This window comes from Candidatus Defluviilinea gracilis (assembly GCA_016716235.1).
GTDB lineage: Bacteria > Chloroflexota > Anaerolineae > Anaerolineales > Villigracilaceae > Defluviilinea > Defluviilinea gracilis.
The window spans coordinates 1,465,269-1,487,763 of sequence record JADJWS010000001.1 but is presented as its reverse complement, the minus strand read 5'-3'; the positions used below and the strand labels follow the sequence as shown (position 1 = coordinate 1,487,763).

Below are 22,495 nucleotides of genomic sequence, written 5' to 3'. Positions count from 1 at the left end.
TAAACACGAAGGACACAAAGAGCACAAAGGAAAACCTTTGGGTTTATAAACTTTGTGTCCTTCGTGTCCTTTGTGGTAAAAGGGTTTTATGAAATTCTTAATCGCAGGTCTCGGTTCCATCGGTCGCCGCCACATGCGGAATCTCATCGCATTGGGCGAGAAGGATATTGTTTTATATCGTACGCGCAAGGCGACCATGCCCGAGGAAGAGTTGGCAGGATTCCCTCAAGAAACTGACTTGCAAGCCGCGCTCGAAAAACACAAGCCCGACGCAGTCATCGTTTCGAATCCCACGTCGCTTCATCTTGATGTCGCCATCCCCGCCGCGGAAGCGGGATGCTCGCTGTTGCTGGAGAAGCCACTCTCGCATTCGATGGATCGGATTGACGAACTCGAGTCCGCGCTCAAGAAGGGCGGCGGACGCGTCGTCGTCGGATTCCAATTTCGTTTTCATCCAGGGATGATGAAAGCCAAGCAGTTGATCTCGGATGGCGAGATCGGACGTGTGATCTCGGCGCATGTACATTTCGGCGAATACCTGCCCGCATGGCATCCGTGGGAGGACTATCGTCAAGGCTACGCGGCGCGCGCCGACATGGGCGGGGGCGTTGTGTTGACTCAATGTCACTCGCTCGATTATCTTCCGTGGCTGGTCGGGAAAGTCGAATCCGTTTGGGGATTCACCGCTAAACTCAGCGACTTGGAAGTGGACGTGGAAGACACGGCGAAGATCGGTCTGCGGTTTGAGAATAGTGCGCTGGGAAGCATCCATCTCGATTACAACCAACAACCGCCCGCGCATTATTTTGAAGTAGTCGGTACGAAAGGCTCGTTGCAGTGGAATCTCGCAGATGGCGCGACGCAGATCTATCGCGCTGAGCGGAGTCACATTGATAACGTAGGCGAAGTCGAAGGGGGGGAAAAGGCTTGGGAGGTGTACCAGCCCGCCCCTGAGTTTGAACGCAACGTCATGTTCATGGACGAGATGAAACATTTCATCGCCGTCGCGCGCGGCGAGGTTGAGTCGTCTTGTCCGCTGGAGGATGGGATCAATGTCCAACGGTTGATCGGCGCTGTTTTGGCTTCCAGCAATTCGGGGACTCGAATTAAAATATCAACACAATGAACATGCATCTTCGCGTCAACAAATTGTCCGATGGTTTGATGGCTGGCATCTTGCTGACCGTGATCGCGGCATTGGTCTATCTGCCGTTTGTTTTTCGATTCGGATATTATTTTGACGATTGGTACATCATGTTCGCGGCGGGCGCGCGCGGGGCGGAGGCGATCCGTGAAATTTACAGCATCGACCGCCCGGCAGGCGCGCTCTTGATGAGTCCGCTGTTTGCCTTGTTTGGCGCGAATCCGCTTTATTACAATCTCTCGGCGTTTGCGTTTCGCGTTCTCGGAGCGCTGGGCGTATGGACGTTTTGCATAACCCTGTGGCCGCGTGAGCGCACGTTTTCTTTTATAACCTCGTTGCTTTTCCTGATCTATCCCGGGTTTCTCTCGCAACCCAACGGCATCACCTATCAATATTATCTTGCCGGTCTCGCCTCTGCAACTTGGTCTGTTGCATTCACGATGCAGGCAGTCACAACTCCACATCGAAGTCGCGCATGGTTCTTGCATGGATTCTCGATCCTGTTGGGATTGTTTTATCTTTCGCAGATCGAATGGTACATCGGCTTTGAAGCGATCCGTTGGACGTGCATCTTTCTTTTGACATGGAGAGAGGGAGCGTCAGCCCGGCAAAAGGTCATCCGCGCGTTCCAGCAAGGATTCCCCGCGCTGCTTGTTCCTGCGCTATTCTTTGCGTGGCGAATCTTCTTCTTTGAAAATGAACGCGGCGCGACCGATGTAGGGATGCAATTAGGCGATGTATTTCTCTACCCGTTACAGACGATATTTCGGTGGGGATATTCGCAAGCGCAGAACATGTTCGAAACGTTGGTTGCCGCCTGGGTAACGCCGCTTCAACAAGTTGGCTTGGTTCAAGAGAACACCCATCGTTTGATCGGGCTAACGATCGGAGTTGCTTCGGTCGCGCTGTCGTTTGTTATGCTACGGCGAATGGAGTCGCAAGATAACGCGGCGCAAACCGACTCCTCAACCTGGAAGAGCGAGATGATCTGGCTGGGGTTGGCGGCGCTCGTGTTCGGGCTGGCGCCGGTGACGCTCGCCAACCGGGAAGTGTGGTTCCCCTCGTTTTCACGTTACACGCTTGCGGCTTCCCTCGGCGCGGCGATCCTCATCGCGGCATGGGTGTCCGGGTTGTCGAAACCATCGGCGCGTTGGGGCATACTCGCGATTTTCATCCTTGCTTCTGTGTTCACTCACTACGGAAACGGATTGCAATACGCGACCCAAACTCAACGGACGCGCGATTTCTGGTGGCAGGTTGCATGGCGCGCGCCGCAATTTCAAACCAACACTACATTGATCGCAAATATCGCTTCGGTGTCGACCGAAGAGGATTATTTTGTTTGGGGACCCGCAAATTTTCTGTATTATCCTGAAAGTCAGAACGACGAGATGGCGCAGCCCTCGCTGTATGCGGCTGTCCTGAATAAAAATACTGTGCAAAAGGTTCTTACCCGCGAACGGCAGGAGTATGACAATCGCCGCGGAATCCTCACGTACAAAAATTATCGCAACATCCTGATCATCTCGCAACCATCGCCCAGTTCATGCGTGCATGTGATTGATGGACTTCAGCCTGAATTTTCCACTACTGAATCGGATTCGATTCGCGTCATCGGATCGTTTTCCGAACTCGAACATGTTCTCGCGGATGAAACGCCTCACACGCCGCCTCAACTTGTTTTCGGACCCGAGCCTCCGCGCGGCTGGTGCTACTTTTACCAGTCTGCCGATCTGGCTCGTCAACGCGGGGAGTGGGAAGCAATCGTCGGCTTGGGAAAAGAAGCGCAGGCGCTGGGCTTCGCCCCATCCGACCTGATCGAATGGATGCCGTTCCTCCAGGCATACGCAGTTACCGGGGATACAGAGCGCCTGACCGAACTCGCGCCGGTGATTTCAGCCGACCCTTATATCGCGCAACAAGTATGCCGGATCATGGGCAGGTTGGAATCGATATCGCCGGATGCGATCCCTGTGATCGATTCGTTATACTGTCTTGAATAATCTTTTGTAACCTCTTCAAAATTCAGCGGGTGAATTTTAGGTTATAATTGCGCCTCGCATAGCAAACCCAACAGAGTAATCTGTGTCAATCAAGGAGTAACAATGTCGAAAGCCAAACTGATCGCCCCGTATGGGGGAAAACTGGTGAACCTTGTTGTAGAGGGCAAAGAGCGCGAGGAACTTCTCGCCCACGCCGCCAAACTGCCTTCCATCAAGATCACCACGCGCAATCTTTGCGATCTCGAATTGATCGCCACCGGCGGTTTTTCACCGCTGACCACCTTCATGGGCAAAGCGGACTATGACCGCGTGCTCAAAGAGATGCGTCTGGCAGACGGGACCTTGTGGCCCCTCCCCATCACATTGACGGCTGACCCCAAGGAACTGCCGACCGTCGGCGAGGATCTGGCGCTTCGCAACGCCAATTTCGACTTGATCGCCGTAATGACGCTTGACGAAGTCTTTCACTGGGACCCGCAGACCGAAGCCGCGCTCGCCTACGGCTCCACCGACACCAAACACCCGATGGTTTCCGAAATGGGACGCTGGAACAAGGTCTGCATCTCGGGCCACATGAAGGTTATCAACCTTCCCAAATATTACGATTTCGTAGACCTGCGCCTCACCCCGGCGCAGGTGCGCGAACGGCTTGAAGCGATGGGGCACGATAACGTCGTCGCCTTCCAGACCCGCAACCCTCTGCACCGCATCCACGAAGAGTTGACCAAACGCGCGGCGGCTCAAGTGAACGGTTCGCTGTTGATCCACCCCACCGTGGGCATGACCAAGCCCGGCGACGTGGATCACTACTCCCGCACTCGCACGTACAAAGCGCTGGTGGATAATCACTACGACAAGAACAGCACCATGCTCAGTTTGTTGCCGTTAGCCATGCGCATGGCGGGTCCGAAAGAAGTTCTGCTCCACGCCATCATTCGGCGCAACCATGGCGCGAATCATTTCGTGGTCGGGCGCGATCACGCGGGGCCGGGAAATGATTCCACGGGCAAGCCGTTTTACGGTCCGTATGACGCGCAGGAGAACATGAAGAAGTACGAATCCGAGTTGGGCGTCAAGATGGTTCCGTTCGAAATGCTGGTCTATCTTCCCGATGAAGACCGCTACGTGGAAGAGAAGGATGTCCCCAAGGGCGCAAAGACCGCCAACATCTCCGGCACGCAGGTGCGCGAGGAATATCTCGCGAAGGGCAAATTACTGCCGGGCTGGTTCACCCGCCCCGAGACCGCTGAAATCCTGCGCGAAACCTACCCGCCGCGCCACAAACAGGGATTTGGAATCTGGTTCACCGGCTTGAGCGGCTCCGGCAAATCTGCCACCACCGCCGTGCTTACATCCCTGCTCCTCGAACGCGGACGCGAGACCGCCATCCTCGATGGCGACGTAGTGCGCACGCACCTAAGCAAAGGACTCGGCTTCAGCAAGGAAGACCGCGATACCAACATCCTACGCATCGGTTTTGTGGCGGGCGAGATCGTGCACGCGGGCGGCATTGTCATCTGCGCCGCCATCAGCCCCTACCGCGCCACGCGCGAAGAAGCCCGCAAGATGGTGGGCGAGAATTTCATCGAGATCTTCATGGATACACCCGTCGAAGTCTGCGAAGAGCGCGACGTGAAAGGCTTGTATGCCAAGGCGCGTCAGGCAGTGGCAGACGGCAAGCCGATGGGCTTCACCGGCGTGGACGATCCCTACGAGCCGCCGATCAAACCCGAGATCACCCTGCAAGGTTTCGGCGCGACCCCTGAAGATAATGCCCGTATTATCGTCAAGTATCTCGAAGATCAGGGATATTTGAATCACAATTGATCGTTGCGGTAGGGGCGGGGTTAACCCCGCCCCTACCGCATTTCTGTAGCGCGCATTTTTTGTATGCCTCCCCGCGACTCACTCCGCCTCGTTTCTTTTTTCAGCCTGTTCTTGATCGTCGTAACCGGGACCTTTCTCGCGCTTCGAGCCACGCCCGAGGGGCTGGGGCTATCCGACGATTCGATCGCATACATTGCGGGTGCGCGGAGTTTGCTGGCGGGGGATGGGTATCGCGAAGCATGGCTTGCCACGAACGGATACGTTACACACTTCCCCCCCGGCTTTCCCTCCGCATTGACGTTTCTCGGTTGGTTCGGTCTCGACCCGTTGCGCGGCGCGCGATTCCTCAACGCGATTCTATTCGGGTTGAACGCCGGGCTGGTTGGCATTCTCGTCTGGCGCACAACGCCTTCGCTCACGGCGGGGCTGATCGCCGCCGGGTTGTTCGTTTTGAATGGGGAAATGCTTCAAGTGCATGCTGTGGCAATGAGCGAGCCGCTCTTCATTTTCTTTTCGCTCGTATCGCTGTGGACGTTCGACCTCTCTTTTGAAAGCCTGCTGTATTACGCGGGCGAAAAAACGAGCGAGATCGAAGGGCGCCTCAAACGCTGGCGACGGCGGAACGAAAGCTCGGCTTGGCTGATCGCTTCCGGTGTTTGCGCCGGGCTGGCGTACCTTACGCGCTATTCCGGGCTGGCGCTGGTCGCCGCGCTCCTCGTCGCATTGATCGTCCTACACACCAGTTGGAGGAAACGCCTGGGCGGCATGATCCTGTTTCTGGAGGGCTTCATCCCTCTGGCGGCAGTTTGGGCGTTGCGCAATCATTGGGTCGCCGGCAATGCGACCAATCGTTCGCTGGCATGGCATCCGCTTACACAAGAGAATATTGAAACAGGCTTGCGCGTCTTTGCCGATTTTTCCATCCCAGTGACGGGATGGTTCAAAGCGCTGGCAAAAGCGCCGGGCGTGTTCGAAGCCATTGCAGTTCTCATCCTCGGCGGCGCGTTGGTATGGACGGCGCTCGAAGCGTGGAAATTCTTCACGAAACAGAAACAACCATCCCTGAGAGAGGGAAGCGGGTTCATCATCCCGCTCATCACCGGGCTCTTCTTGTTCGCCTACCTCGCCTCAACCGTCGCATCCATGACCCTCTTCGATGCCGCAACAAAATTCAAATTGAGAATCGTTGCGCCGGTCTTTGTCTGTTTATTCATTTTGCTGGTATGCGCCCTCATCTGGCTTCGCAAAAGAAATTTCGTGTTGGCGACGCTGATCGCCGTTGCGGCGCTCGGCGCTTCATTTTTCAAACAGGTCAACACCGTCAACACATGGTCGAAGAGCGGATTGGGTTTCGCGTCTTTCCAATGGTACGATTCGGAGGCGATGACATTTTTGCGCGAACTGCCCGAGGATGTTGCCATCTTCACCAACGAGCCCGGCGCGGTGTATTTGTATACCGGGCGCGGCGCGTTGGTGTTGCCCAGCGGTTATGATTCGGCGCGCGCCGAATCCATTCCGGGGTTTGAAGAAGGCGTCGAGCGCATGCAGGCGGAGATCAACGCGGGACGCGCCGTGCTTGCCATCTTCGACGACGGCGCAAACATCGCCGGCGAAGTGGACGCGCTGACCGCAGGTTTGAACCTCGCGCACAAATCGCAAGGCGATTCGATCTACACACATCAACCGTAACGCGCTCGTTCGCAGTTGTACTGCGAACGTGATGCAGTGCAACTGCATCACGAACAAGGAAAGTAAATGACCATTCAAGATAAATTCAAACTCGACGGGCGCGTTGCCCTCGTCACCGGCGGCGCGGGATTGCTCGGCAGGGAATTTTGCAAGACGCTGGCGGAGGCTGGCGCGAAGATCGCCGTGCTGGATTTAAACGCCGCTTCCTCCTCAGGGACGGCTGATTCACTCACCCAAAGCGGATTCAACTCCCTCGCCCTCTCCGCCGACATCACCCAGCCCGACTCGGTGAACGCCGCAGTGGACAACGTATTATCCGCATTCGGGCGACTCGACATCCTCGTCAACAGCGCCGCGCTCGACCCGAAGTTCGACGCCGACGCGATGAAAAAAGGCGTGACGCCCGGCGCGTTCGAGGATTATCCGCTCGCCGATTGGACCGCCGCGCTCAACGTCAACTTGACCGGCATGTTTTTGATGACTCAAGCCTGCGTCAAGCCGATGCTCGCGCAAGGCAAAAAGGGAAGCATCATCAACATCTGCTCCACCTACGGACTCAACGGACCCGACCAGCGCATTTACATCAAAGACGGTCAGCGCGTGGCGTATAAACCCGTGTATTACACCGTGACCAAAGCCGGCGTGCTGGGCTTCACCAAATATCTCGCCGCCTATTACGCCGGCACGGAGATTCGCGTCAACGCGCTCACGCCGGGCGGAATCTACAACGACCACGAAGACTATTTTGAAAAGAACTATTCCGCCAAAACGATCATGGGACGCATGGCGAAGAAAGATGAAATGAACGGCGCGTTGCTCTTCCTCGCCTCGGATGCTTCCTCGTACATGACGGGCAATAACGTCGTTGTGGATGGCGGATGGACGGCGTGGTGAAAAAAGTAAACAGTGATCAGTAATCAGTTTACTGATCACTGCCTACCGATCACTGCTCACTGATGACTGCTCACTGATAACTGCTCACTGATAACCAATGACTGAATCACTCGCCCTCATCCCCGCCCGTGGAGGCTCGAAAGGCATCCCGCGCAAGAACGTCCGCAACTTTGCGGGCTATCCGCTCATTGCGTGGAGCATCGCCGCGGCAAAGCAATCGCGCCTCGTCACGCGCGTCATCGTGTCAACGGACGACGAAGAGATCGCGTCGGTGGCGCGCGAGTTCGGCGCGGAGACTCCCTTCCTGCGCCCGTCAAAATTTGCCGAAGATAACACGACCGATCTGCCGGTCTTTGAACACGCTTTGGCGTGGCTGGCGGAACACGAAAACTATCACCCCGAAATCGTTGTGCAACTTCGACCGACTTCGCCCATCCGCCCGCGCGGGTTGGTGGACGACGCGATAAACGTTTTGCTGAATCACAAAGAAGCCGACAGCGTGCGCGGAGTTGTGTCCGCCGGGCAGAACCCGCATAAGATGTGGCGGATCAGCGGCGAGAACGGCCCAATGAAAAATTTATTGGACGTGCCGGGCATTGCCGAGCCATACAACGCGCCGCGACAAATCCTTCCTCCCATCTATTGGCAGACCGGTCACATTGACGCGATCCGCGCGGAGACCATCACCAAAGGCGGCTCGATGAGCGGCGGCGTGATCTATCCCATCATCATCGACTCGCGCTACACGGTGGACATTGACAACCTGCAAGACTGGGCGCGTTACGAACATCTCGTTTCGACGGGCGAGTTGGACATGGTCACGCCGGGCAAAACGCGCCGACCGATGCCTTCCACCATCAAGCTGGTCATCTGTGACTTCGATGGTGTCATCACCGACAACCGCGTGTGGACAGATCAGGATGGGCATGAGACTGTCGTCGCTTCGCGGGCTGACAGCATGCGAGTCAAACAGATGCGCGAGATCGGCATTGACGTGATGATCCTCTCGTCGGAGGTCAACACGGTCGTTGCGGCGCGCGCGAAAAAGATGGGGGTGGAGGCGGTGCATGGGGTGGGGTTGCAGGACAAAGGGCGACAGATGCGAGACATCCTAGCCGAAAAAAATATCCAGGCGGAAGAGGTCGTCTTCATCGGCAACGACTGGAACGACCTCCCATGTTTCGAGATCGCGGGCTGGGCGGTCGCAGTCGCGGATGCGTATCCCGAAGTACTTCGCGCCGCCGATCATGTGTTGACGAAGGCGGGCGGTCACGGCGCGGTGCGCGAGTTGTGCGACCTGATCTTGAAGGCGCGGGCGTGAAAAAACTTTTCGTAATGTTCGAGCGGGGATTGTTCGCGCCGTTTTTGTTCGCAGTCCAGCCGATTCTGCAATTGTATTTGCTCAACTTCGACGAATTGAGTTTTGCGGATACGGTTCGCGCTTTGCTGGTGTCGCTGTCATTCGTTTTGTTGGCGTTCGGCGTGTTATATATTTTTTTGCGTAACGCAATGAAATCCGCGCTGATCGCCGCGCCGTTCATCTTTATTTTCTTTCTCTTCGGCGATGTGACCGATTGGGTGGGCAAAACTTTTTCGCTGGGTCCCGCGCGTTCCGATTTCGCCGTATTTCTTGCCGCCGCGTTGATCATGTCCGTCTGGATGTGGCTGTTACAAAAGCGCGTAAAGAATCTCATTGTCGTCAATCTGTATTTCAATTTACTGAGCATCCTGCTGTTGGCGAACACGGGCGTGCAAGTGACGAACCATGTGCGCGAGAATGAAATTTCGTTCAATCCCTCGGAGCGAACCGTAACCGTGACGGAAGTTGAATCCGCCACGCCGCGCCCGGATATTTATTACATCATCCTCGACGGCTACGGCAGGCAGGATATTCTGCAGGAGTTCTACGAGTTCGACAACTCGGAGTTCATCAACGCCCTGCGCGAGCGCGGATTCTATGTGGCGGATCAAGCCTCGAGCAATTACATCCAAACGATGCTGTCGCTGAGTTCGTCGTTCAACATGAACTACTTGCAAGATTTGAAAGTGAACGGCAACACGCCCGATAATCGCGCCGACCTGATCGAGATTCTCAATTACAGCGAAGTCCGCGCGGTTCTGGCGCAGAACGGCTACAAAACGGTCTCGTTCGAGAACGAATACAAAGCGACCATCCCAACGGCGGATGTGTATTACGAAGATTCGAGTTCTCCGCTGACACAGCCGGTCACCGCGTTCGAAAGCATCGTCATTGACCACAGCATGGCGCGGGTGTTGAATCATATCCCCGCGTTCCATCGCGCGTTGGTCGAGATGCCGTATGAGACTCACCGCCAGCACATCCTCTCCACGTTCGATGAATTGGAGCAAGCCCCGTCACTGCAAGGCGATTATTTCGTCTACGCTCACATCATCGCGCCACACCCGCCGTTCGTGTTCGACAAAGACGGCAGTGTCATCAATCACGACGAACCGTTTACCTTGTTCGACGCGAACTATTACATCTCGGAACATTCGCGCGGCGGATATATCGGCGGCTATCGCAGGCAGATCCAATACGTGAACACCCTCGCGCTTCAAGCCATCGACGCGATCCTTGCGCGGTCAGACACGCCGCCGATCATCATCATTCAAGGCGATCACGGGCCGGGGGCGTATCTCCACTGGGGGTCGCTGGAGAATACCATCCCGTCGGAAAGATTCGGGATCCTCAACGCGTATTATTTCCCCGACGGGAATTATGAGTCGCTGTATCCCTCGATCTCGCCGGTCAATTCCTTTCGCGTCGTGTTGGATCAATACTTCAAAACGAAGTACGCGCTTCTGCCCGATTTGCATTATTATTCCCGCTGGAATGTCCCGTTCGACTTTATCGAAGTGACGGACCTCACGCCGCCACAATAAACTCTGGAGAAAAAATGACTCGTGAAATAAAAATTGGAAACCGCGCGGTGGGCGACGCTCAACGCGCGTACATCATCGCCGAGATCGGCATCAATCACAACGGCGACCTCGACATTGCGAAGAAGATGATCGACGCCGCCGTCCACGCCGGCGCGGACGCGGTGAAATTCCAAAAGCGTACACCCGATGTCGCCACGCCGCCCGAACAAAAGAATCAAATGCGCGAGACGCCGTGGGGCTACATCACCTATCTCGAATATCGTTACAAGGTCGAGTTCGACGAAAAACAATACGCCGAGATCGACCGCTATTGCCGCGAAAAGAAAATCGATTGGATGGTCTCGGTCTGGGATGAGCCGTCGGTGGATTTTATGCAGAAGTTCGACACGCCCGCGTATAAAGTCCCCTCCGCTTCTCTCACCGACTTCAACCTGATTCGCAAAGCGCGAGCGACCGGCAAGCCTCTGATCTTGTCGTCGGGCATGTCCACGATGGAGCAGATCGCAAAAGGGATCGGGATCGCGGGCGAGCAAGACCTCGTGATGATGCACTGCACCAGCACCTATCCGTGCGAACCGGAGGAGTTGAACCTCAAGATGATCGAAACGCTCCGCGCAAAATATCCGAATATCCCAATCGGATATTCCGGTCACGAGGTGGGACTCATCCCAACAGCCATTGCCGTCGCGTTCGGCGCGTGCATGGTGGAGCGTCATCTCACATTAGACCGCGCCATGTGGGGCTCCGATCAAGCCGCGAGCGTGGAACCTGCGGGCTTCGAGCGACTCGTGAAATACATCCGCACCACCGAAGCCTCGCTCGGCGACGGCGTGAAAAAAGTGTACGCCTCCGAACAGGGGTCGTTGAAAAAATTGAGAAGGGTTGTGAACGAATAAACCTTCTTACCACGAAGGACACGAAGGTCACAAAGGGCTTTTAAAACCTTCGTGCCCCTTTGTGACCTTTGTGGTAAATTTTTCCTCATGGGTATTGCACAACAACTCCGACGCGCATTGCGACCAGCCGGCAAAACCGCCCAATCCATCCTGCGGTGGAAGCGGTTTTCGTTCGGCGACGCGCCGCCCATCTTCGGCAACTCCAAGCCCAAGAGCGGATCGCACCTGCTGTTGCAAATTTTGAACGGCTTTACAAGGATCATGCCGTACAAGTACGTGGAAGCGGAGCCGATCCGCACGATCAGAAAAGACGGTGGACGACGGACAGCAGATGATATCCTTGCTGATTTGCTCCATTTGCCTCTTGGCGTGATCGGTTGGGGATATGTGGAAGCGACAAAAGAAAATGTTGGGTTTTTGTGCCAGCCGAATCGAGTCAATTATTTTATTTATCGCGACCCGCGCGATATGCTCGTTTCGCAAGTGTTCTTCGCGACCGACATGCAAGAAGAACACGGGATGCACGACTATTACAACTCGCTCCCCGATTTCGGCGAACGGCTCAAGGTCGCCATCACCGGCATTGACCGCGACGGACTCAAAATGGTCAGCGTTCAGAAGAGATACGAAGGCGTGTTCGAGTGGCTGAACACACCCGGTGTGATGTGCCTCCGCTTTGAGGATCTGATCAACCACCGCGACGCGACTCTCAACTCCATGCTCGATGAGGTGGAAAAGACCGGTTACCGAATCCCAACCCCGCGCGAGGAAGCGATTCCAATTTTGGTGGAGGCGATTCAGCCGAAGAAGAGTCACACCTTCCGTTCGGGCAAGACCGGCGGCTGGCGCGAGTTTTTCACTGCGGAGCATAAATCGTTATTCAAAGAGGTCGCGGGCGATTTGGTGATGAGGCTGGGGTATGAAAAGTCGAATGATTGGTAGGGTGGAATGAAAGAATTTTTCAAACAACGAATCTATCGCGGACTCGTCCGCCGGTTCAACAACCTCAAGATCGCGCGCACAGCGAATCTCGTTTCTCGTAACTCGCCTCCCGCGCAGGAACAACCCGTCGTCTTCTTCAAAGCCTCCACCGGCATTGACGATCTCTCATGGAACAGCGGATTTCACCTGCTCGCCTCGTGGGCGTTACGGTTGAAGGGAATCCCGGTCGCGTATTTTGTGTGCAACTCTGGCATGAGCAAATGCGTGTTGGGAACGAACCGGGATCATCCGCACAAAGAGATGCCGTGCAAGACGTGTGTCAGTCAATCGCGGGCGTTGTATGCGGGGGTACCGTCGAAGGTTGAAGGTCAAAAGTCAAAAGTTGAGTGGTTTGGTTTCGAGCGTGACTCGCAACTCGAAACTCGTCTCTCGCAACTCTCAATCCTCCAACTTTCCACTTTCCACTTTGAAAATCTCCCCCTCGGCGCACTCTGCCTCCCCGCCTTGCGTTGGGTTTTACGAATCCATCACCTGAACGATGATGAAAACACGCGTTATCTTTTGCGAGAATACATCTTGTCCGCGTGGAATGTGGCGCAGAAGTTTGAAAAATTCCTGGATGAGACAAAACCGCGCGCGGTGATCGTCTTCAACGGACAATTCTTCCCCGAAGCGACGGCGCGTTACGTGGCGCAACAGCGCGGAATCCGCGTCATCACGCACGAGGTGGGACTTCAACCCGCATCCGCATATTTCACCGATGGCGAAGCGACGGCGTATCCAATTCATATTCCCGATGAATTTGAATTGAACGATGAGCAAAACTCCAAACTCGACGCCTATCTCGCCAAGCGTTTTCAAGGCGACTTCACCATGGCGGGCATCAAATTCTGGGCAGACATGCAGGGACTCGACGAGTCGTTTTTACAAAAAGCCGCGCAGTTCAAGCAGATCGTCCCTGTGTTTACGAATGTCATCTTCGACACCAGTCAGCCGCACGCGAACACGGTCTTTGAAGATATGTTCGATTGGCTGGATATGACGTTGGAAGTCATCAAAGAACATCACGATACGTTGTTCGTCATCCGCGCGCACCCCGATGAATTGCGCGCGCGGAAGTCGAGCCGCGAGACGGTTGAAGGATGGGTAGACAGCCGCAAGGTCCGCAGTGAACCGAATGTAGTGTTCGTCGGTCCGCGCGAGGCGTTGAGTTCGTACGAGTTGATCCAACGATCCAAGTTCGTGATGGTCTACAACTCCACGATCGGACTCGAAGCGTCCATCATGGGCGCGGCGGTATTGTGCGCGGGCAAGGCGAGATTTACGCAATATCCCACCGTGTTCTTCCCGCAGACGGTGGACGAGGTAAGAAGAAAGATGAAAGAATTTTTGGATGCGGAAAAGATCGAAGTCCCCGCTGAGTTCAAACGCAACGCGCGACGGTTTTTATATTATCAATTGTTCAGAACGTCTCTGCCGTTCGGCGAATTTCTCGAACCGTCTGTGCGCACAACGCAGGCGAAATTGAAATCGTTTGCGTTGAATGAATTGCTGGAGTCTGATGCGGTGAAAGTGATTTTGGATGGCGTGTTGGAGGGCGAAGATTTTTTGTTGAAGGGACGATGATGAAAATAGCAAGATTTGACAAATTATTACAACCTATTATAATGACCTTAGATGTTCCCCTGTCTGACCGAAGTCTGACGTTATGCGTCAGATACTGATGTAGGTCAGGCGGGGTTTTTTTTATTTCCTACGACGCGGCTTTGTCAGGGTCGAATCGAAGGTCTCATCACTGGGAACGAATGACCAGTGCATGTAAGGCAATCTCCATTTGTCAGAAAGCGTTTCAATTCTCGTGCTTACGCCGATATTGAAACCGGGGCGAATTTTGCGAATCTCCGAAAGAATTGATTTATACAGCTTCTCTTTTGCGACTGTTCTTTTCCCTCTTTGCCTGGCTCCTTTGGGTATTTCCTTGTGCTTATCGTTCAAACGAAAAGACATCGAGCCAAGCGCGATATCCAGACACTGTAAAAGAACATGGTCGTGCGAATGGACCTCGGTGATATTCTCCCTTTTGATGTCAATCGTCTCCCATTTTTTGGTTTTGGTTAAGCCAAGCAAAAAACCTTTAAATTGCTCATTCTTTTCAGCGGTGTCGGGAAACGTGTCAAAATATAGGCGCAGACGGATATTTTCCGAACTGTGTTCCAACCCAAAACCGTGTTTGACGAACTGATAGTACAGCAGGTAATATTCCCACTCAACCTGTTCCCGACTAAGACCGCGCGGCAGATGGGCGTTTTGGCGAAACATAATACGGACACGGAGGTTGTTATGGAAAACTTCCTCGAAGAAAACGCGTATCAACTCCTCGTATTTCGTAAGATATTTTTCCGTAACTTTTTCCCACTTTACTTCTTGATAAAGATTCAAATCGGCTTTTGTGTTATTAAGCCGATCCGTAATGCGCTCATACTGAGATGAGCCAACAATCACCCCGCCGTAAAAATTGGAGTAATACTTGCCATGTCTGTCTGATTCGTCGCAGAAAAGAATATATTCCTTATCCCGCATGATTCACCGTTAATCGATAGAAGATTCCTCACTGCTTCAACGTGATGTATTTCCTGCGCGGGTTGATGCCCACCAAACCCTCGAAGGCATTGGGGATGGCTTTTAAGTCGGCTTCGGCGTCTCCCGTCAGATGATAGGTTTCTCCCACATGCACGGTCTTTTGCCTGCCGTCCACCTTTGCCATCACAATGGGGATGCCCGCGCCCTTGGCGATGTGATAATAACCGCGCTTCCACTCTGTCACGTGATGCCTCGTCCCTTCGGGCGCGATGGTCAGGATAAACCGCGCAGACTTGTTGCTCGCCTCCACCATTTGCTCCACCAGCCTGCCGGGTTTTTTCCGATCCACCGGCACGCCGCCGCAATAATAGAAGAACCAGCCAAACGGCGAGCGGAACAACTCAGCCTTACCCATAAACTTAACATTGGCTCTCAAGATGAAGATCACGCCGAGGAACAGCAAAAAATCCCAACTGGAGGTGTGTGGCGCCCCGATCAGCACATATTTCGGCAGGTCTGGGAGCGTCCCCTCTACGCGCCAGCCGAAAGCTCTCATAAAGAAGCGGGCAAGGTAATGAAATATTCTGCTGAGGATGGGCGTGTTGAAAATTGTCATACGCAGATTGTACACTGTTCCCGTGTAAAATAGCGCTGCACATGCTCAAAAAATATCCCCTCTATTCCATCCTGTTCGCGCTATTTTCCGTCCTCTCATTGACCGCCAACAACATTGGGCAGATCTTCATCGGCGAGATGACGCGTCCGCTGGCGTTTTCGCTTGCGCTGGCTGGGATTCTCTTTTGGATTCTTCATCGCCTCCTGCGCGACCCGCATCGCGCCGCCCTTGCGTCTGCATCGCTTCTCTTTTTATTTTTTTCCTACGGGCAAGTCTATTCCGCCTTCGAGGGCGAATCCGTTTTGGGGATTGGACTTTTCCGCCATAGAATCCTTTTCCCCGCTTTCTGCATTCTTGGGGCATTTCTCGTTTTCTGGATCGTCCGAAGGGTCAAACAACCGACCTCGTTCACGTATCCCCTGAACCTTATTTCGATCTTTCTATTGATCTATCCATCGTTGACTATTTCTTCAACGCTCATTCGTCAATCCGTCTCAGATACATCGTCGAAAAATTCTTCTGCTGTTGCGACAACCAACTCGAACTCTCCCGATGTCTACTACATCATCCTCGACGGTTACGGGCGGCAGGATGTGTTGCAACGCGAATACGGATTCGACAACAGCGACTTCATCAACGCCTTGCAAGCACGCGGATTCTACGTGGCGCAGTGCAGTCAGAGCAACTATGCCCACACGCTGTATTCGCTGGCATCTTCACTGAATTACGACTACCTCAACACCCTCGGCGCAACGGACGATGCCGAACGTATTTCACTGCTGAAGCATGGCGCAGTTCGCGCGGCGTTCGAGGAGCGTGGATATTCCATCGTCGCATTTCCCACCGGCTGGAGCATGACCGAATGGACGGACGCAGACATCTACCCCGCTTATGGCAAATCGTTCGCCACGCTCACCGAGTTTGAAACCCTCTTCCTCGATACCACCATGCTCCGCGCGGCGACCGACTACGACCGCCTCACCTCGAAGACCACGCCGTACAGCCAAGCCCGCCGACTGCGCGTCCTCTCGATGATTCAAACGCTGAAAGAGATACCCTCGCGCGAGGGAAAGTATTTTGTCTTCGCGCACTTCGTCATCCCGCATCCGCCATTCTCGTTCGGCGCGGACGGCGAATGGCTGGAGATCAACGTGAACACCGCGTCGCGCGAAGAGATCGTCAACGCCTACATCAACCAGATCATTTATATCAACCGCGAAATCCTGCAAGTCATAGACGCGCTTCAATCCAAATCGAAAATTCCGCCGGTCATCATCGTGCAGGGCGATCACGGTCCGCCGCCCGACCTGACGAACGACCCCGCCGCGCGCATGCCCATCCTGAACGCGTACTACTTGCCCGGCGTCGAATCGGCTGAGGCGTTGTATCCAACCATCTCACCGGTCAACAGTTTCCGCGTCGTGTTGAACCGGTATTTCGAGTCGCATCTTCCCCTGTTGGCAGATGAAAGTTACTTTGCCCCGAATCAGGATCATGAGCGGCTGACGCTTTATCCAAATGACTGCGAGTAAGCCCCGCTTCATCCCGGACCTTCAGCCTGCCTCGCCCGCGCCGGCGAATGCGCAATGTGATTGCAAGTATTCTCGTGTAACCTACCGCGCTCCTATTTGGTCACGTTGATGACGGTCAAAAGCCGATCATCATCCGAAAAGGAGCGCTCGATATGAAAAAGTTGTTTTTATTTTTGATGGCATTTGTCGTCACCGCCTCGTTACTGGGTCTGCGCACCACCCGCGCCCAAGCCGCCGATTGGATCGCCTACGAAGAAAGCGCCTACGTGTACGGCAAGGGAATCGTTTATATTTTTTCCGCGGCGGGGCATCGCACCCGGGATGTCAAAGGGGCTTCGATCTACGTTGGCTCCGATCTATACGACCTGTTCTGCTGGGTGACAACGGATAAACAACATATCGTGTGCAACGCCCAGGGCGGGCTGACGCAGTTCGCCGGGCAGACCGCCATCATCTATCTCGCTGGGCAGATGTTCTACGTGACCATCCCTCACAGGGGCGCTCCGCCAGAGGCTACTACTCCTGCGCCCCAACCGCTCGTTTGCCCAGACGGGCAAATTGCCGGCGCGGATGTATTGTTTGTGGGCGATGGTTTTCCGACCTTCATACCAGGCGACACGCTGGATGAAGTTGCGTCTGCGGCAGAGAGTTGGGAGGTCGATTTCGAGATCGTCAGTGAATTGTATTGCGGGCGGGAATACACTTAGCGTTGACGCGCGTCCAGTCTTAAAATGTAACCGGGATGGAGTAATACTCCATCCCGGTTTATTTTTGCAGGCAAAACCTAAACTCGATGCTCAACTCAGCGCAGGGTGAGTTCCCAGATATGGATCTGCGCCGGGGGCGGCGAGAACGGGTCGAATACCTCGATATGCAAAACTTGCGCGTTGATCGGTTGCGGCAGATCAAAGGATAGCACCGGCTCATTCTCCGACCCTTTCCCTTCGAAGGTATACGTCACCGGCTCCGCGCCCGACTCATTGCTGGCAGTCAGCGTCACCCGTATATTTGCCGAGCCGATCATGAGCGAAAAGCCGTTCAACGTGATCGGCGCGGGGAAGCTCAACTCAATGACGAACGGGTTATCTTCCAGCGTTTTGATATAAGTGTATTCATCGCCATCGAAGATCAAGGGGATCGTTTCAGATTGGCTCACGGCATCCAAATACGAGAAGCGGATGCCCACCTCCTGCCCGTTGAGGTTCACCACCGATTCCTGCAACACGGCGCGCACCGCCCGCTCTGCCGCGAAGATCTCGTCGATGTTATCTACGTAGCGCAGGCGCACAAAGTAGAAGGCTGGCGAACCGTCGGGGTATGCGACGGTCTTTTCGAGGCGGATGTCGGTAAGTTTCTCGCTGTCGGTCGCGATCGAGTACTCCAACGGCACCATAATGAACACGGTATTCTCGTCTACGGGGAATTTGCGCTGAATGTAGCCTTCGATACTGCCGCCGTCGAGCCACGACTGGTCGCCGATGAAAAAGCGGTTCAAAATATCCGCGCCGTTCGCCCAACTGGAGGTGAAAATGATCCGATCCTGCGGGTGTTCCTGATGATACTTTTCGATGATGTCGTAGATCTGGAATGAGCCGTATTGGGTTTCGCCGTAGTCCTTCCACCAGAAGGGACCGTTCCTCAACGCGTCAGCAAGAACGTAGATGTTCACGCCTGCCAAGATCGCAAACGCGAGAAGCGCGATCACCGTGGAGGGCAATCTCCAGGTTGGGAACCAGCCTCGCGCCCAGCGCTTGAGCGATGAAAACAATCCCAGAGCGCGCGCGCCGAACAGCCCAACCAATGCGACGACAAAGAGCCGGTCGATACTTTTCTCGAACATGCTAATGAGGAAGATGCAAGCGAGGAAAATGCCGAGGAAAAGGGCAAGCCGTTTCACTGTCGGGGGCGAGGCGGGTTCTGAATCCTGCAACGCTTCCGCAGGGTTTTCGATCCAGCGTAAAACGAGTTCAAGCCCGAGCGTGGTCAAGATCGCGGCAGGCACAACGAACACCAGACTGCGCGTGATGCCGATCTGCACCATGGCGCCGCCGATGGGCGACACCAGTATGATGAGCAGGAGCGCGCGGTTCGCCGAGTCGCGCAGGTTTCGCAGAATGTGCGCCAACCCCACAATGAAAAACGGAAGCGTGGCAAGCATGATGTGACCATAATCCTTCATGATATGACGGATCTGGTCGCGGTCGTTGGGAATGAACCAGTAGTACGCGCTCAACCCAAAGAAATATTCCGAAATGTACAACTTCACCTTATCGATCAGCGGCATATCGCTGACGAGATATGAACCCAGCAAGTGCAAAAGATCGCCCGGCGAATTGGGATGCCCGATGCGGTAACGAAGGTAGGGGATCGCCAGCAACGCCAGCAGGAGACCGCCCTTCCACACGGTGTTGCGCTGTTCCCAGTGATAGCGCCAATCTGAAACGAGCAGGAGCGCCGCCGTCACCGGCACCATCAACTGCGCGGGGTTATACGAGTAAAATGCCAACGCGCCGAATAGGGCGGTCCAATACAAATAATGCGGAGATCGATAGCGGTACAACAGGTAACAGCAAAACGCGGCGGCATAAAACGCCACGAACACGCCCGTTTCGAATGCCGTGCGCGAGTGCAAAAACCACGAGGGCGTGAACGAGAGGAAGATCACCCCCGCCCACCAATATTTGACGCGCGCAACGTCGCGCAGGATGATCCCCACAGCCAGCGCCGCGATCACCGTCACCACCGTCGAGACGGCGCGCGTCAACACCGCCGACTTGCCAAAAAGCAACAGCGGAAGCCATTGTAAATACACGGTGAAGCCCATGCCGTTGCCGAAATAGGCTGGCAGGAAGGTCCCATCCACATCGCGGTAATTCATGCGGATGAGTTCATCCATGGCTTGGGTTTGAAACGCTTCGTCGGTGAAAAAATAGATGGGGTAGATACTTAGCCCAATGAGACGCGTGGCGAGATATAGCGCAATGGCGCCGGCGAACAACCATTTCGCAAGCGATTCTGTTTGGATATTCGCCAGGCGGCTGAGATTCTTCCTCCAGGCAGGCGCTTCTTTCCGCGCCTGAGCCTGCGTCGCCAGGCGGCGGGCTTTCCCTCCCTCCACGCGGATGCGCACGGGCACCTCTCCCGCCTTCTCTTTGCCCGCTTCAATGGTAAAGGTGGTTTTTGTGCCGGGCTTGATCGAAAACTCAAACTCGCCCGCGGTCCGCGCGCGGCGCTTGGAGGTTTTCTTGGGCTGTGGTTTGGGTTTGCGTTTTGTAGGTGGCATAGGTTGCCTTAGAATTCGATTGTATCACCCGCCGTTTTTTCGAGATGCCGGTTAACTAATCTGCAATGTAGCCCAAGCCATGGGCGAGAGCGGCTGGAGAAAACTATCCGCGCGGTAAGGTGAAATAAAAGGTGGAGCCATGCCCCGCTTTGCTCTCGATCCAAATCCTGCCGCCGTGCAATTCGATGATGCGTTTCACCAGGGCAAGCCCAATCCCCGTGCCCTCGCTGGTAGGGTCGAGTTTATTGAAAAGCCCAAAGATGCGCTCGTGATGCTCAGGCGGGATTCCCATGCCATTATCGCGCACAAAGAAAATAGGTTTATCGTCCTCCACGCCCTGATGCCCCACCTCGATACGAGGTTTTGCCTGGGCGCCCATATATTTGGCGGCGTTATCCAGCAGATTTTGCATAACTTCGATCAGGCGCGGCTTATCCACGCGGACGGAGGGAAGGTTTGGCTGAATGTACACAACGATCCCTCTTTCATCCACCCTGCCGCGCGCCAGTTCCAGCGCCTCCCGCGTCAAGTCGCCAAAAGGGATGCTGGCTGGTTCGTTCATAACGCGGCCCAGGCGCGAAAGTTCGAGCAGTTCGCCAAGCATGTCTTGCATGCGGCTGACGGCGTCTCGTATGCGCTTCTTATCTTTCTTGAACCGTGCCATATCTCCTGTTGCGGCAGATTGCTCCAGAAATTCAAGAAAGCCGCTGATCGTCACCAGCGGAGACTTGAGATCGTGCGACACTGTGTAGGTAAACCGTTCCAGTTCCGCGTTCTTATTCTCCAGTTCGTCGATCAACAGCCTGCGTTCGGCAAGTTCCCGTTGCAATTGTTCGAGCAAACGCGATTTCTCGATGGTGATGGAAACCTGCGTTGCGATGGTTTCCAACAGGCGGATCTGCTCTTGCGAGTACGCCCCAGGTTGAAGCGATTGCACCGACATAATTCCGATCACGCGGTCATCCAACACAAGCGGGATGCCGAGATACGAACGGACCGGCGCTTCGACGATCACGAGCATATGATGGTCGCGCCGTACTTGGGGATCGTTAATATCTTCAAGATAGATCGTTTTCCTGCCGGAGATAACCTCCGCCGCCAGCCCCGGCTTCTCGAGCAATTTACGCGATGGCGGCTGGATATCTTCATCCAAATTGAGGAAGAGGGAATAAGAAAAAATATCGGTTTCCGAATCGTACAACCCGATGTGAAAGGCATCCGCGCTGATGACCTGCCTCAACTCATTCGCAAATGCGCGCAGGGCGTGATACAGATCATCCCCGCTGGCAAGCGCCAGCCCCAGGCGGTAGAGCAGGGTCACTTCACTGGCGCGTCGTTTGGCTTCCTGCTCCAACTGTTTGAGTTCGGTCAGTTCCATGATCGAAGCCAGAATGAGGGTATCCGCGCCCAACGTCAACGGCACCAACCCGATCTCGACCGGAAACAGCCCGCCATCTTTTCGCCGCGCCGTGAGTTCCCGCCCCATCATCGGGCGGGCGGAGGGTTTTTGGTTGAAAGCCGCGCGACTGCGCTCGTGCGCAACGCGGATATTCTCGGGCGCCAACTGCTCGATGCTTATTCCGATCAACTCGCCCGCCTCGTAACCAAGCAAGCGATGAGATTGCGCGTTCGCAAAAACAACCTGCCCCGCCGCGTTAGAAACAACAATAGCCACCGGGTTTTTGTCGAAGATCTCCAGAAAGGTGGTATCTGGAGACTGAGAGTTTTCCGTAGAGCGCATGGGTTAACGCCAAAAGTCCTTCGTTGCCGCCGAGTTGAGAAGCGCCGTGGTTTTATAATCGAGACAAATCATTTTGTTCCGGCATTATCTTACTGCACAGTTGACGCGGCTTCAAGCCCAAATTTAGTATTGCAACACTTCGCGCCTCATCATCCATCAGCAAAGCGAACTGTATCAATCGCCAGATTACCTTACACTATAAAAATTGGGACGCTGATCCACGCAGAAAACGCAGATTTTCTTTCTCAGGACTTACGCAGTTGGCGGGCAGTGGCGCAACAGGCTCAATTGCGTAAATCCTATTTCTTTTGAATCAGCGAAATCAGCGTTTACATCTGCCCTTGCGGGCGGTGCAAGGGTCTGCGTCCAACAAAACGGTTTTGCCTACTACAGCGAAAACCCGCTATCTTTTCCCGCTCGAACGGATAATATAAGTAGAGAATT

Annotated in this window: 16 protein-coding genes; 12 read left to right on the top strand and 4 right to left on the bottom strand. The window is 54.7% G+C overall.

The window, feature by feature from the left end; all coding sequences use genetic code 11:
* Positions 1 to 88: 88 nt before the first annotated feature.
* The 10 genes from IPM31_06975 (at position 89) to IPM31_06930 (ending at position 13,925) form a co-directional block, all read left to right on the top strand.
* Positions 89 to 1,126, top strand: coding sequence for a Gfo/Idh/MocA family oxidoreductase (locus IPM31_06975; GenBank protein MBK9006723.1), 1,038 nt, complete (start codon positions 89 to 91; stop codon positions 1,124 to 1,126).
* Positions 1,123 to 3,147 carry a hypothetical protein gene (locus IPM31_06970; GenBank protein ID MBK9006722.1) on the top strand — a complete coding sequence of 675 codons (2,025 nt, stop codon included), beginning with the start codon at positions 1,123 to 1,125 and terminating at the stop codon, positions 3,145 to 3,147. Before IPM31_06975 ends, IPM31_06970 begins: the two co-directional genes overlap by 4 nt.
* 102 nt (positions 3,148 to 3,249) lie before the next feature.
* On the top strand, positions 3,250 to 4,974 hold the full coding sequence (locus tag IPM31_06965; protein ID MBK9006721.1) for a bifunctional sulfate adenylyltransferase/adenylylsulfate kinase: 1,725 nt from the start codon (positions 3,250 to 3,252) through the stop codon (positions 4,972 to 4,974).
* Between the two features lie 63 nt (positions 4,975 to 5,037).
* Positions 5,038 to 6,663, top strand: coding sequence for a phospholipid carrier-dependent glycosyltransferase (locus IPM31_06960; GenBank protein ID MBK9006720.1), 1,626 nt, complete (start codon positions 5,038 to 5,040; stop codon positions 6,661 to 6,663).
* Between the two features lie 66 nt (positions 6,664 to 6,729).
* Entirely contained in the window at positions 6,730 to 7,557 is an 828-nt protein-coding gene (locus IPM31_06955; GenBank protein MBK9006719.1) for an SDR family oxidoreductase, read from the top strand.
* A gap of 97 nt (positions 7,558 to 7,654) precedes the next feature.
* A complete protein-coding gene (locus IPM31_06950; protein MBK9006718.1) occupies positions 7,655 to 8,878 on the top strand; it encodes an acylneuraminate cytidylyltransferase in 1,224 nt (407 codons plus the stop codon).
* Positions 8,875 to 10,461 carry a hypothetical protein gene (locus IPM31_06945; protein MBK9006717.1) on the top strand — a complete coding sequence of 529 codons (1,587 nt, stop codon included), beginning with the start codon at positions 8,875 to 8,877 and terminating at the stop codon, positions 10,459 to 10,461. The genes IPM31_06950 and IPM31_06945 overlap by 4 nt, the downstream gene beginning before the upstream one ends.
* Positions 10,462 to 10,475: 14 nt before the next feature.
* Complete coding sequence (locus IPM31_06940) at positions 10,476 to 11,357, top strand: N-acetylneuraminate synthase family protein (GenBank protein ID MBK9006716.1); 882 nt, start codon at positions 10,476 to 10,478, stop codon at positions 11,355 to 11,357.
* A gap of 87 nt (positions 11,358 to 11,444) precedes the next feature.
* Entirely contained in the window at positions 11,445 to 12,299 is an 855-nt protein-coding gene (locus IPM31_06935) for a hypothetical protein (protein ID MBK9006715.1), read from the top strand.
* Between the two features lie 6 nt (positions 12,300 to 12,305).
* Positions 12,306 to 13,925 (top strand): hypothetical protein, encoded by a 1,620-nt coding sequence (locus IPM31_06930; GenBank protein ID MBK9006714.1) that lies wholly within the window; start codon positions 12,306 to 12,308, stop codon positions 13,923 to 13,925.
* Between the two features lie 120 nt (positions 13,926 to 14,045).
* Here IPM31_06930 and IPM31_06925 read toward each other — a convergent pair whose 3' ends face one another.
* Both IPM31_06925 and IPM31_06920 read right to left on the bottom strand, forming a co-directional pair.
* Positions 14,046 to 14,879, bottom strand: a complete 834-nt coding sequence (locus IPM31_06925) for a DUF3800 domain-containing protein (protein ID MBK9006713.1) — start codon at positions 14,877 to 14,879, stop codon at positions 14,046 to 14,048.
* 28 nt (positions 14,880 to 14,907) lie between these two features.
* The gene (locus IPM31_06920) at positions 14,908 to 15,435 is read right to left on the bottom strand and encodes a lysophospholipid acyltransferase family protein (GenBank protein ID MBK9006712.1); all 528 of its coding nucleotides are present in this window, start codon (positions 15,433 to 15,435) and stop codon (positions 14,908 to 14,910) included.
* Between the two features lie 101 nt (positions 15,436 to 15,536).
* Between IPM31_06920 and IPM31_06915 the strand changes: the two genes are divergently transcribed.
* Positions 15,537 to 17,027, top strand: coding sequence for a sulfatase-like hydrolase/transferase (locus IPM31_06915; GenBank protein MBK9006711.1), 1,491 nt, complete (start codon positions 15,537 to 15,539; stop codon positions 17,025 to 17,027).
* A 152-nt stretch (positions 17,028 to 17,179) separates the two neighbouring features.
* Entirely contained in the window at positions 17,180 to 17,734 is a 555-nt protein-coding gene (locus IPM31_06910) for a hypothetical protein (protein ID MBK9006710.1), read from the top strand.
* A gap of 95 nt (positions 17,735 to 17,829) precedes the next feature.
* Here IPM31_06910 and IPM31_06905 read toward each other — a convergent pair whose 3' ends face one another.
* Both IPM31_06905 and IPM31_06900 read right to left on the bottom strand, forming a co-directional pair.
* Positions 17,830 to 20,310, bottom strand: a complete 2,481-nt coding sequence (locus IPM31_06905; protein MBK9006709.1) for a glycosyltransferase family 39 protein — start codon at positions 20,308 to 20,310, stop codon at positions 17,830 to 17,832.
* Positions 20,311 to 20,413: 103 nt separating this feature from the next.
* Complete coding sequence (locus tag IPM31_06900) at positions 20,414 to 22,051, bottom strand: GAF domain-containing protein (protein ID MBK9006708.1); 1,638 nt, start codon at positions 22,049 to 22,051, stop codon at positions 20,414 to 20,416.
* Positions 22,052 to 22,495 lie beyond the last annotated feature (444 nt).